This is a genomic window from Psychrobacter cryohalolentis K5 (genome assembly GCF_000013905.1).
Taxonomy (GTDB): Bacteria; Pseudomonadota; Gammaproteobacteria; order Pseudomonadales; family Moraxellaceae; genus Psychrobacter; species Psychrobacter cryohalolentis.
The window spans coordinates 2,719,079-2,731,871 of the sequence record NC_007969.1; the positions used below are offsets into that span (position 1 = coordinate 2,719,079).

General features: G+C 43.1%; 13 protein-coding genes. 7 read left to right on the forward strand and 6 right to left on the reverse strand.

The features are described from left to right. Positions 1-158: 158 nt before the first annotated feature. Positions 159-749, forward strand: coding sequence for a M23 family metallopeptidase (locus tag PCRYO_RS11310; RefSeq protein WP_041753258.1), 591 nt, complete (start codon positions 159-161; stop codon positions 747-749). A gap of 13 nt (positions 750-762) precedes the next feature. On the opposite strand, the gene phoR is transcribed toward PCRYO_RS11310, so the two are convergent. The 3 genes from phoR to dtd all read right to left on the reverse strand — a co-directional run bounded on the left by phoR (position 763) and on the right by dtd (position 3,257). Beyond that, the gene (gene phoR / locus PCRYO_RS11315) at positions 763-1,833 is read right to left on the reverse strand and encodes a phosphate regulon sensor histidine kinase PhoR (protein WP_011514525.1); all 1,071 of its coding nucleotides are present in this window, start codon (positions 1,831-1,833) and stop codon (positions 763-765) included. A 105-nt stretch (positions 1,834-1,938) separates the two neighbouring features. After that, on the reverse strand, positions 1,939-2,643 hold the full coding sequence (gene phoB, locus PCRYO_RS11320; RefSeq protein WP_011514526.1) for a phosphate regulon transcriptional regulator PhoB: 705 nt from the start codon (positions 2,641-2,643) through the stop codon (positions 1,939-1,941). A 158-nt stretch (positions 2,644-2,801) separates the two neighbouring features. After that, a complete protein-coding gene (gene dtd / locus PCRYO_RS11325) occupies positions 2,802-3,257 on the reverse strand; it encodes a D-aminoacyl-tRNA deacylase (protein ID WP_011514527.1) in 456 nt (151 codons plus the stop codon). A 186-nt stretch (positions 3,258-3,443) separates the two neighbouring features. Between dtd and asd the strand changes: the two genes are divergently transcribed. The 6 genes from asd to phoU all read left to right on the forward strand — a co-directional run bounded on the left by asd (position 3,444) and on the right by phoU (position 9,838). Then, positions 3,444-4,277 carry an archaetidylserine decarboxylase gene (gene asd, locus PCRYO_RS11330; protein ID WP_011514528.1) on the forward strand — a complete coding sequence of 278 codons (834 nt, stop codon included), beginning with the start codon at positions 3,444-3,446 and terminating at the stop codon, positions 4,275-4,277. Positions 4,278-4,580: 303 nt separating this feature from the next. Next, entirely contained in the window at positions 4,581-5,735 is a 1,155-nt protein-coding gene (gene pstS, locus PCRYO_RS11335) for a phosphate ABC transporter substrate-binding protein PstS (protein WP_011514529.1), read from the forward strand. A gap of 172 nt (positions 5,736-5,907) precedes the next feature. Continuing rightward, a complete protein-coding gene (gene pstC / locus PCRYO_RS11340) occupies positions 5,908-6,858 on the forward strand; it encodes a phosphate ABC transporter permease subunit PstC (RefSeq protein WP_011514530.1) in 951 nt (316 codons plus the stop codon). 83 nt (positions 6,859-6,941) lie between these two features. After that, positions 6,942-7,856, forward strand: a complete 915-nt coding sequence (gene pstA / locus PCRYO_RS11345) for a phosphate ABC transporter permease PstA (protein WP_011514531.1) — start codon at positions 6,942-6,944, stop codon at positions 7,854-7,856. 99 nt (positions 7,857-7,955) lie between these two features. Beyond that, entirely contained in the window at positions 7,956-8,891 is a 936-nt protein-coding gene (gene pstB, locus PCRYO_RS11350) for a phosphate ABC transporter ATP-binding protein PstB (RefSeq protein WP_020444347.1), read from the forward strand. A 215-nt stretch (positions 8,892-9,106) separates the two neighbouring features. Next, the gene (phoU, locus tag PCRYO_RS11355; RefSeq protein ID WP_011514533.1) at positions 9,107-9,838 is read left to right on the forward strand and encodes a phosphate signaling complex protein PhoU; all 732 of its coding nucleotides are present in this window, start codon (positions 9,107-9,109) and stop codon (positions 9,836-9,838) included. A 104-nt stretch (positions 9,839-9,942) separates the two neighbouring features. Here the strand turns inward: phoU and PCRYO_RS11360 are convergent, their stop codons facing one another. The 3 genes from PCRYO_RS11360 to fadA all read right to left on the reverse strand — a co-directional run bounded on the left by PCRYO_RS11360 (position 9,943) and on the right by fadA (position 12,770). Next, the gene (locus PCRYO_RS11360; RefSeq protein ID WP_011514534.1) at positions 9,943-10,572 is read right to left on the reverse strand and encodes an HD domain-containing protein; all 630 of its coding nucleotides are present in this window, start codon (positions 10,570-10,572) and stop codon (positions 9,943-9,945) included. 185 nt (positions 10,573-10,757) lie between these two features. Continuing rightward, on the reverse strand, positions 10,758-11,333 hold the full coding sequence (locus tag PCRYO_RS11365; protein ID WP_011514535.1) for an isochorismatase family protein: 576 nt from the start codon (positions 11,331-11,333) through the stop codon (positions 10,758-10,760). A gap of 264 nt (positions 11,334-11,597) precedes the next feature. After that, positions 11,598-12,770 (reverse strand): acetyl-CoA C-acyltransferase FadA, encoded by a 1,173-nt coding sequence (gene fadA / locus PCRYO_RS11370; protein ID WP_011514536.1) that lies wholly within the window; start codon positions 12,768-12,770, stop codon positions 11,598-11,600. Between the last annotated feature and the right edge of the window lie 23 nt (positions 12,771-12,793).

Sequence of the window (12,793 nt, forward strand, 5' to 3'; positions counted from 1 at the left end):
ACTTCCTTTATTCAGGACCAACTACATAATAGATGCAATTAGATTCAGTAGCTTTTTATTTATGGGGATAAAAGTCAGGTATAACAATGCTATACGAAGAGCCAAAGGTAATATCTATATAATATTAGTGAAAGCAATAACAAGACAAAGAGATGTCGATGCGACCAGATGGCAATCACGAACAACCAAATCCTACATTTATCAGCCGCGCAATTAGCGTACTCATCAAGGCCGCAGTATTGCTGATGCTATTATTCGTATTTGACAGATTATTACCGAGTATCAGCCAACAAACTCAATCATTTTTCATAGCAAAATGGCAGCAGCTTAGCCTATTGCAACATCCGCTACCAACAGAGAATAGCCTGCCAAATCCGCTACCCAAGCAGCCTCTAACAGATACGTGGGGCGCTGCTCGTAGTCAAGGTCGCTCACATGAAGGGATTGATATTTTTGCAGCGCGCGGCACGCCAATACAAGCAACGACCCAAGGTATCGTTAGCAAGGTAGGCGAAAATACGTTAGGAGGTCGCATCGTTGTGATAGTAGGACCTGGCGGCGCCGGACACTATTATGCACATTTGGAAAACTATGCTGACATTTCTCCCAATGACTGGGTAAATGCCGGTGATACCATTGGTTACGTGGGTGATAGCGGCAATGCTAAAGGCACACCGCCGCATGTTCATTATGGAATTTATATTAATGGTAGCGCGGTAAATCCTTATCCACTTTTGCAAAAGGATTAAAGTGTATCAAGCATTAATTTATTGCGGCAGATCGTACATGGTTATTTGGGAACACGGCACTAAATGTCGAGCCAATGCCTTCTACTGACTCAATTTGCAAGCTCGCTTCGTGCTGATATAAGACATGTTTTACAATTGCCAGTCCAAGCCCCGTCCCACCTGTTGCTCGGCTGCGCCCGCTGTCAACGCGATAAAAACGCTCAGTTAAACGGGCAAGATGCTGCGGCGCTATACCGATACCATTATCTTCAACAGCAAATCGGCAGCCCTCAGCAGTCTTAGTCCAACTAATAGAGATATTGCCACCTTTTGGTGTGTATTTAATCGCATTAATCACTAGATTGGACAGTGCGCTATTTAGGTACATCTCTGAGCCATATAGTCCGTCATAGGTATCAATATGCAAGTGAATCGTATGCTTATATTCTTGATTATACGCCTGTGCATCATCATAGACATGAGTGAGCAGCTTGGTCATATCGATTTCATTAAACGCATGGGTTTCTTCGATTTCGATACGAGACAGTAGCAATAAGTCATTGACCACCCTATTCATGCGTGCCGTTTGCTGAGTCATCAGCTCAAAACCGCGACGCCAATTCGCAGGCATATCTGGCTGATCAGAGAAATTCTCCAGATATCCCATCAAGACCGTCAATGGTGTACGTAGCTCATGCGAAACATTGGCCACAAAGTCGCGGCGCATTGCTTCTAAATGCTGCAAGCGGGTCACATCATAAATGATCAGTAGTTTTTCATCGCCAAATGGCGTCAGCTCACACTTTAGATAGCGGTTTGGGTCTTGCAAAGAGACGATATGCACACTCTCATCGGCATCGGCATCAGTATTAAGCGTCGTTGCCTCCTGATAATACTTGATAAATTCAGGCACTTGAATGAAGTCAAAAATACGCCTGCCTTTATCTGAGGATTGCAACAATAATAAATCCTGCGCCGCTTGGTTCCACCATTCAAGTCCATCATCATCATTGAGCAAAATCACGGCATCACGTAATGCTCGTAAAGCACTTCTGATTTTTTTAAGTTGATTTGTAGCACCTTGCTCATTGTCTTGGATAGGCATTTTTATTTATCCATTATTTTTTATAATTTTTCTACTATTGGCCGCTCCCGATAAAAGGCGACACTATTAAAAGGTGACACTATACAATATTCATATTACTAGCGATTACCCTTTTTCGATACGGCTAGAAAATCGATAACCTGTACCGCGTACCGTTTGTATCAATGTATCACAATCATGTGGACGTAGTAATGTGCGCAAACGCTTTACGTGAACATCAATGGTTCTATCTTCGATGTAGACGTTACCGCCCCATACTTGATCGAGCAGCTGGGCACGGGTATAAGCGCGCTCAGGATGGCTCATAAAAAACGCCAATAAGCGATATTCTGTCGGACCCATATCGATAATATCATCACCCACCATGAAGCGTTGACTTTTGGCATCTAAAGTTAGCCTGCCTATATTAATAGGTTTGTCGCCGCTTAGCGCGTTACTACGTCGCAATACCGCTTTGATTCTTGAGATAAGCTCACGGGTCGAGAAAGGCTTTGTCATATAATCATCAGCGCCTGCGTCAAGACCATGCACTTTACTGTCTTCTTCACTTTTGGCGGTCAACATAATAACCGGTATCTCGGCGAGCAGCGTATCGCTTTTTAGCATACGGCAAAAATCGATACCACTTTTATCACCGGGTAACATCCAGTCCAATAAAATCAGCGCTGGACGATGATCGACCACTTGTTGGTGCGCCTCTGACACATCCGCTGCCTGCAAACTATCAAAGCCCGCCATCTCTAGGGTCATGACGACCATTTCACGAATGGCATCTTCATCTTCAACAATCAAAATTTGCTCTTTAGACATAATGTATTCTTAATATATTCTTAATGTTAGAGGACAAAATAGCGTTTATAAAAGCAGTAACAAACGCAAATAAGCGTTTCTTCATTAAAGGGCTTAATTATGACAGCTTAATGACATTTACTCTTAAATTTATAATACTTAGTAGCCATGCTAATGACTTAATGCACTTCTAATAAAAAGTTTAATGGTCCATCATTGACACTCAATACTTGCATATCAGCGCCAAACTGACCCGTTGCAACCGTTAAATACTGCGTCTTTGCATAATCAACCAATTGTGCAAATAAAGCTTGAGCCATATCAGGTGCCATTGCGCTACCAAATTCAGGGCGGCGACCTTTATCCGTCTTTGCCATCAGAGTAAATTGTGAGACCAATAATAGCCCACCACCGACTTGCTGGACATTTTTATCGACTTTGCCGTATTTGGCTGGATCATCATCATTGTCAAAAATACGATAGGTGAGGATTTTATCAATCATCCGCTGCGCACTTTGTAGGTTATCATCGTGTCCCAAGCCGATATATGCCAGCACACCTTGCTCAATAGCACCGACCTCCTGCCCATCAACGCTGACACTGGCATATTTGACTCGCTGAATAAGAGATCTCATTGCTTACTTCCTTTAACGATTATGGTCATACAGTCTGCTGCGGACCATGATAAAATACAATTATCTGTGTATGTACTTATGATTATGTTTATAAATAAATCTAGCTATAAAACTGCCTATCTATGATTTTTTATTACAACTTCTTATTTTAATAACTATTTTTAATCCCTAATTTGGTCATCTATTATGAATGTATTTACTACCTTACAGCAATTTGTCCCGCAGCAAAAAATCAGTAAAGTCGCAGGGCGCTTAGCTGCCAGCCGCCACCCTTGGGTTAAGCGTACGTTTATCCGCAGTTTTGCCAAAGCGTATGATGTTAGCTTAGATGAATATGAGCGTCAAAGCCTAAACGCTTATGAGAGCTTTAATGATTTCTTTACTCGTGAGCTCCAAGACAATGCCCGTATTATCGATGCCAGTATCAATGGTATTGTCAGTCCTGCGGATGGCATGATTTCGCAGCTTGGGCAGATTCATGACCATAAGCTACTGCAAGCCAAAGGTCGTGACTATGATATCGGTCAGCTCTTAGCTGATAGCGCAGATGGCGATTATTTTGCGGATGGTAGTTTTGCTACGGTCTATCTTGCTCCAAGCAACTATCACCGTGTGCATATGCCATTTGACGGTATATTAACCAAGACCCGCTATGTACCTGGTACACTATTTTCGGTCAATAACACCACGGCTGCTAATGTGCCGGATTTGTTTGCTCGTAACGAGCGCCTTGTCTGTCTGTTTGATACCGCCTATGGTAAAGCGGCAGTAGTGATGGTCGGTGCGATGATTGTCGCTGGGATTGAGACAGTAGCGACGGGTAAAATTAGCCGTACCGATGATATTCAAGAAGCAGACCATGATATGAGCTTTAAAAAAGGTGACGAGCTTGGTCGTTTTTATTTAGGTTCAACCGCAATTGTAGTACTGCCAAAAGCAGCAAAAACGGATTGGCAAGATACCATGCAGCATGGCTCAATCGTTCAAATGGGGCAACTGTTGGGTAGCGCTAAAACCTAATACCATTTATCTAAGTAAAAAACTTGTGTAATAAGTAATATTGAAAAAAAAATGAGCATAGACAGTAATCAGAATACTGCCTATGCTTTTTTTGTGCCCACTCCTTTAACATCGTTTTTTTATCACTTTCTTTTTTCAGTCGTTTTTTGTGATAGCAAGGCTTTATGTCATCAAACTGTCATATTTATTTGGCACAATCTCCTTATTAACCGCAGAGCATCATTTCAGCCAACCCCAGAAAACCATTGTCATTGTTATTTATAAATGCTTGATACTCAAAATTGATTAATTTTAGGAGAAATAATGCGTTATTCATTCATGGCAGTAGCAATCGCTAGCACTTTGACATTAGCCGCTTGTAACCAAACGACTAGCAACAACGAGAGCGATAAAACCGACGAAGCAGCCACAACAGCACCATCAAACACTGCTGTGAGTAGCGACGCTAGTGCTAGCTCAGCTGAAAGTGCATCGATGAGTATTACCGGTGCTGGTGCTTCTTTTCCACAGCCTATCTATGCTAAGTGGTCAGATGCCTACAATAAAGCCACAGGTGGTCAAGTGAACTATCAGTCTATTGGCTCATCAGGTGGTATCAAACAAATCGTTGCTAAGACGGTAGATTTTGGGGCATCTGATGCGCCGATGACACCAGAAGAGTTGAACGAAGCCGGTCTGATACAGTTCCCAAGCGTCATCGGTGGCGTGGTACCTATTGTTAATATCGATGGTATTGAGCCCGGTCAGTTAAAGCTCGATGGCAAAATGCTTGCTGATATTTATCTGGGTAAAATCAGCAAATGGAACGACCCTGCAATTGCGGCGATGAATCCTGAACTTAAATTACCAGACGCTGCCATTACCACAGTGTTTCGCTCAGATGGTTCTGGTACAACCTTTAACTTCACTGATTATCTAGCCAAAGTGTCAAGCGATTGGAATGACAGTGTAGGTGTCGATAAGACCGTCAAATGGCCAACGTCGGCTACCGGTGCGGGTGGTAAAGGTAATGAAGGTGTGTCGAGCTATGTCACGCGTATGAAAAACTCTATCGGCTATGTTGAATACGCTTACGCTAAGCAAAACGGTATGGCACACGTCGCCCTGAAAAATGCTGCGGGCAATGTCGTACAACCTTCTGCCAAAACCTTTGCAGCAGCAGGTGACATCGATTGGTCACAGCAAGAAGGCTTTTATAAAGTCATTACCAACTCTGAAACAGCGCAAGCTTGGCCAATCGCCGCCGCCACTTTTATCTTAGTACATAAGCAGCCACAAGATGCCAAACAAGTCGCTGGTGTATTGAAGTTCTTTGACTGGGCTTATGAGCAAGGTGATGACGACGCTATGGCGCTTGATTACGTACCGTTCTCTGATACTGCAGTTGCCTTATTTAAAGCAAAATGGAGTGAGGTCAAAGGCAGTGACGGCCAACCTGTCTATAAGCCTGCACAGTAACCTGTTTATACTAGTGATTGCATAATCACTGTCGAGCCAACCTCTCAAACCACTATTCTCCGGTAGGGGTTTGAGAGGTTTTATCACAGAAAATTTAAAGATTTTTTTAAGTTTGTTGTGATAAAACCTCTTTTACTATTTTGACTTGATTCTATTCAACGCTGAGACACTTATGAATGATTTAAGGTCCCAACTGGCTAAACAAAAACGTTACGATGCTATCTTTGTCAATGCAACTAAAGCATTTGCAATCTTGGTGCTATTGTCACTTGGTGGCATCCTGCTCTCATTAATCGTAGGCGCTTGGCCCAGTATCACTGAATTTGGACTGGGATTTTATACCAGCAATAACTGGGATACAGTGAACGATCAATATGGGGCACTTGCACCTATTTACGGTACGATTGTCACCTCCCTTATTGCAATCGCTATTGCTGTGCCAGTGAGCTTTGGTATTGCTATCTTTTTGACCGAACTGTGCCCTAACTTCTTAAAAAAGCCATTGGGTATCGCCATTGAGCTGTTGGCAGGTATTCCTTCTATTATTTATGGCATGTGGGGTTTGTTTGTCTTTGCGCCGTATTTTAGCGAACACATTCAGCCATGGTTGATTGAAAACATCGGTCCTCTGCCTATTATCGGGCAAGTATTCACTGGTGCACCGATGGGGCTTGGTATGTTTACCGCCTCCTTGGTACTGGCAATTATGATTATTCCTTTTATTGCCGCCACCATGCGGGATGTTTTTTCTGTGGTACCTGATTTATTAAAAGAATCTGCGTATGGCATGGGTGCGACGACGTGGGAAGTGATGTTCAAAATCATCTTACCTTATACTAAAGCTGGCGTGGTCGGTGGTGTGATTTTAGGGCTTGGACGCGCATTGGGCGAGACGATGGCTGTGACTTTCTTAATCGGTAATGCCTTTAATATCAGCCCAAGTTTGTTTACCTCTGGGGTAACGATTACCTCTGCACTCGCCAATGAATTTGCCGAAGCATCAAGTGAATTGCATTTGGCATCCCTATTACATTTGGGTTTAATCCTATTTGTTATTACCTTTATTGTCTTGTCCATCTCTAAGCTAATGCTTATGCGTATCGACCAAAAAGCCGGTCACTAAGTAGCGCCAATATCTTGTTATAAAGCAAGCATGTTAATCAACCACTTAACCCAATCCTTCGACCAACAAAGGACAAACGCCTAATGACTTTAGCGACTGTCACGACTGATAACGACCAAACCAGCCAGCCGACTTCACGCTTTGAAGAACGCTACAACAAGCGTTTATATCATAAGCGTCGCCTGATCAATAGATTGGGGCTTGGTTTTGCCATCTCAGCCATCGCTTTTGGTTTGTTCTGGCTGACATGGATTTTGCTGACGCTTTTTGTTGAGGGTTTTCAAGGGTTAATCGAGATGCCGGTATTTATGGCAGATACACCACCGCCTATGGGCGACGGCGGTTTACGTAATGCTATTATTGGTTCATTGATGATCGCCTTGTTAGGTCTCGCGATTGGTACGCCGGTTGGAATGATGGCGGGCATCTATTTAGCGGAGTTCTCACAAGGCAGCTTGTTGGGTAAAGTTACTCGTTTTTTAAACGATATCTTGCTGTCAGCGCCCTCTATCGTGATTGGTCTTTTTGTTTATGCATTGATGGTGAAAGGTCAAAGCTTCTCCGGCTGGGCTGGTGCAGTTGCGCTTGCTTTGATTGTGATTCCAATTGTCGTGCGCACCACTGAGAATATGCTTAATCTGGTACCAAATACTTTACGTGAAGCGGCCTATGCACTCGGTACGCCAAAGTGGAAGCTGATCAGCACGGTCACGCTTAAAGCGGCTAAAGCGGGTCTAACCACAGGGGTGCTATTGGCATTTGCCCGTATCACTGGCGAGACCGCGCCGTTACTATTTACTGCGTTAAACAATCAGTATTTTAGTACCGATATGAGCCAACCGATGGCAAACTTACCGAACACTATTTATCAGTTTGCCATGAGCCCTTATGACAACTGGCATGCATTGGCATGGGCGGCAGCATTACTGATTACCATGACAGTACTGATAGTCAATATTCTCGCGCGCTTTATTGGCGGTAAAGATCATACAAGATAGCTGATTTAAGAATTGACTAAGCAGCCAATTTATAGCGCACGTTTAGCACTTATGTTCAGCACCTATATTGACAACATTCTAAAATAATTGGATATGATGATGACAGACTTACTAGAAAGAAAAGCGGTTAAGCAAGAGAATAAGCAAAACGTCAGCCAACGTGGTTTATTTGGTCAATCATTTTCCAATATAGATCAAGGAAGTCAGAAGCATCAAGGGCAGCAGCCTGACAGTGCCTTTTTGACTCAGCAAACAGTAGCAGATATCCCTCAGCATATGCCGCCTGCCAAGATGAGTATTCGAGATCTCAATTTCTATTATGGTGACTTTCAAGCGCTAAAAAATATTAATATTGATATTCCAGACAAAAAAGTGACTGCCTTTATCGGGCCTTCAGGTTGCGGTAAATCCACACTATTACGTACGTTTAATCGTATGTATGATCTATATCCCGGTATGCGTGCAGAAGGTAATATCAACCTCGATGGCAAAAATATCTTGGGCAAAGACATCGATGTGAACTTGCTACGCGCACAAGTCGGCATGGTCTTTCAAAAACCGACGCCATTTCCAATGTCCATCTATGACAACGTGGCATTTGGCGTACGCCTCTACGAGAAGCTAAGCAAAGCTGAGATGGATAATCGTGTCGAATGGGCACTCAAAAAGGCGGCTTTATGGCTTGAGGTAAAAGACAAACTTCGTGCATCAGGATTGTCGTTATCCGGTGGTCAACAACAACGTCTTTGTATCGCTCGCGGTGTGGCGACAAAACCTGAAGTACTGCTCCTAGATGAGCCAACCTCAGCGCTCGACCCTATCTCAACAGGCGCGATTGAAGAGCTCATTACCGATTTAAAAAACGACTATACGATTGCTATCGTGACCCACAATATGCAGCAAGCGGCACGCGTCTCTGACTATACCGCCTATATGTATCTGGGCGATATGGTAGAGATGGGTGAGACGGATCAGATATTTACCAACCCCGCTCAAAAGGCAACTGAAGACTATATTACTGGTCGCTATGGTTAAAACAGTTTGTATAAATATAGTCAGTCCTAAATACAATAAGTACAAATATTATAACGCGCTACTAGGATAAATTTTTCTTGCTTGCTGTGCCTACGCAGACAGAGTCGGCGCAAAACTTATCCCAGTAGCACTGTGTTTGATTTGTAGTGGATTGACTATAGATGTATTTTTTATGCTTATATCCTATTTAAATCTACAAGAATAAGGAAGCCGCCATGCTTATAACGCAAAAACATTTATCAAAGGGTTTTGATAATGACTTACATGATGTGATTGAGCTGTTTATGCAAATGGGTTACATGGCAGCAGAGCAAGTCATGGTTGCAACCCGCGCTTTGATAGCTGCAGATGAAGCGACCGCAAAAAAAGTGATTGCAGACGACCAGCTGATTAATCAGCTAGATATTAAAATCGATGAGCAAATCATTTTGTTAGTCACCAAGCGCCAACCCGCAGCAAATGACTTGCGTTTAGTGATGGCGGTTAGCAAAGGTATTGTTGACTTTGAACGTGTGGGTGATGAAGCCGAAAAAATTGCTCGTATGGCCTGCAAATTAATTAAAGACGGCGCTTCTCCAAGAGGATATTCAGAGGTTCAGCATTTATCCAATAAGGTGCACGTGATGCTACTTGATGCGATTGACGCCTTCTCGCATATGAATCCTCAGCAGGCATTTTCGGTATTGCAAAGTGATGTGGCGGTTAATGAAGAGTATCAATCTGCCACTCGAGCCTTGCTGACCTATATTATGGAAGACAGCCGCCACGTGTCCAGAGTGATGAATATACTTTGGGTATTGCGCGCCCTAGAACGTGTGGGCGATCATGCTAAAAACATTGCTGAGCTGGTTATTTTTTGCACCAGCGGCAAAGATGTGCGGCATACAAATTTTATGCAAGTAGAAAAAATCGTCCAGCAAACCACGGATGCTGGTAGTAATAAATGACATTTTAAATAGCATTTTCTTTATCGCACACGATGGTCCGTTTAAAACATAGTCCGTTCAAAATAAAAAAGACACGCTTTTAGTAGTGCGATACTGCTATAAATTTAACCATCAATCAACCAGCCCTGCGCGGTGGCAAATTCAATCTGCCGTGCCTGCCACTCATAAATACTCGGAAAGCTGTCTTTAATAAAGGCATGCGCGCCAGCTACTTGCGAGCGCGTAACATTACCCTCAAGCCACGTTTTTCCGTTGGTATTTAAATTAAGCAAAAACGGCAACAAGCGATCAACCACTTTCAGCAGCTGGGTTTCTTTGCTGCTGCCAGTTTCCTGCTCTTCCCAAATCTCATTTAAATCTTTAATGCCATTACCACGTTCAGCTTGTAAGCGCGCAATGCCAGCGCGTTCTTCAAGATGCGCATCAGTGCGTGTATCGGCATATAAAAAAGTATCACCGGCATCAATCTCGCCTAAGTCATGTACTAGCGCCATCTTTAGTAACTTTTCATGATTGACATCAAGTTCAAACAATTCAGCGATTGACCAACATGCCATAGCGAGATGCCAAGAATGTTCGGCAGAGTTTTCTAGACGAGTCGTACCCGTCACGTAACTGCGGCGATTTACCCGTTTAAGCGCATCCAGCTCTAACAGATAATGAGTGGCATGATCTATATCAATGTTTGAGGCAAGCGTTGGGTTAGTGAATGACATGGAATTAGCTGATGACATAAATATTCTCTTAATTTTTCTACTAATGTATAGCGCTTCATTCTACCTTTACGCATAAGCAATTATTATACATTTTATAAACGCTATAAAAGAAGACGTTAACCTATCGTTAATTGGCGTTATCATAAAAATAAAATAGCGCTTATGTTAGTAAGCGCTATTTTATTTTAAATCGAGTAAAAAGATTATTTAATCAAGTTACTAATGGTTTTGAACGCAGGGTCTTTGCTACTACGGCAAAGCTCAAACAGAATGGTTTCAACCGTGGTAATCACGCCACCAGCACGGCGAATACGGCGAATTGCTTGCTTTTTATCATACGGAAAACGCGAACCGACGGCATCACCAATAATAACCGGCTGCATACCGTTATCTAGCAAATCAAGCGCGGTTTGTAGCACGCAGACATGTGCTTCTACGCCGAATAATAAAATGATGCTTCGATTCTGCTGCGCAAGATGATTCCATGAATCGTCATTGTCGCAGGCACTAAAGGTGACTTTTTCAAAACCTTTGGCATTATCGCCTTCTAATAACTCACAAATTTCAGGCAATGTCTCGCCTAAGCCCTTTTTATATTGCTCATTAAGCATAATGGGAACGTCAAGCGCTTGCAGACCTTTAATCAAAGTCGTTATTTTTTTGAGAATATTTTCATGATCATAGATATGCGGAGTCAGACGTTCTTGGACGTCGATTATCATCGCTTGGGTATTTTCACGGTCAATACGGTAGGTACGATCAGTAATCATGGTGGACATAGTACACTCCTTGTACGGCTGAAGCTGACGGCTCTAAACTGATTTAGAATGAATATCAGACTTAAAATTATAATGATTAATTACTCTCTTATTTAGTCACAGTTTAGCGAATGCGTCAATGGAGATAAGTGATAGTAACAACTTATGACCTTTTTATTCTAAGTAAACCACTATGATTCATAAATACAAAAACCCCCAGTTATGATAACTAGGGGTTCATATTAGAGCGCTTAACTATTTTAAAATTATTGCAATACTATAGGCTTAAACACGCTCAATAATAGTGGCGATACCTTGGCCAAGACCGATACACATGGTCGCAAGACCGATTTCAGTATCTGATTGTTCCATAGCATTTAGCAAGGTAACTGTGATACGAGCGCCAGAACAACCTAGTGGATGACCTAAAGCAATCGCGCCGCCATTGATGTTGACGATATCTTGCTTATCAGTCAAGTTCAATGCTTTTAATACTGATAAGCCTTGCGCTGCGAACGCTTCGTTTAGCTCGATGGTTTGCATATCATCGATGCTCATGCCAGCACGCTTAAGTGCTTTTTGCGTCGCAGGTACTGGACCGTAGCCCATGATAGCGGCATCACAACCAGCAATTGCCATGCTACGAATGCGAGCACGTGGCTTTAGACCTAGTTCTTTAGCTTTTTGCGCACTCATGATCAGCATCGCTGACGCACCATCAGATAATGCAGATGAGGTAGCAGCAGTCACCGTACCGCCTACTGGATCAAAGGCTGGACGTAGCTTTTGCATTTGCTCCATCGTCGCATCAGGACGAATCACTTCATCGACAGTACATAGTTGCAAGCGACCTGCTTCGTCATGACCTTCGATACCGATGATTTCATTGTCAAAACGACCTTCAGTGGTAGCAGCCCATGCACGGCGATGCGACTCAAGACCAAAGGCATCTTGTTCTTCGCGGGTGATGTTGTTCATACGGCCAAGCATTTCAGCGGTCAAACCCATCATGTTTGAGGCTTTTGCATAATGCTTTGACGCTTCAGGATTCAGATCAACGCCATGCATCATGCCGACGTGACCCATGTGCTCTACACCACCGATGATGAAAACATCACCTTGACCAGTCATGATTTGAGCAGCAGCAGTGTGTAGCGCCTGCATAGATGAACCACATAGACGGTTAATGGTTTGACCGCCAGCAGTCTTTGGAATACCCGCTAGCAGACCGATGTTACGACCGATGTTTAGACCTTGCTCTAGCGTTTGGTTGACACAACCCCAGATGATGTCTTCGACGTCACGTGGGTCAAAGTCGTTACGCTCAACCAATGCACGTACCAATTCAGCAGACATGCTATCAGCGCGAACGTGGCGGAACATACCGTTTTTAGTTTTACCCATCGCTGAGCGTACGCCATCTACGATGACCACGTCTTTTGGACTTAAAATTGTCATACTATCTTCCTTTTCAATTTTTA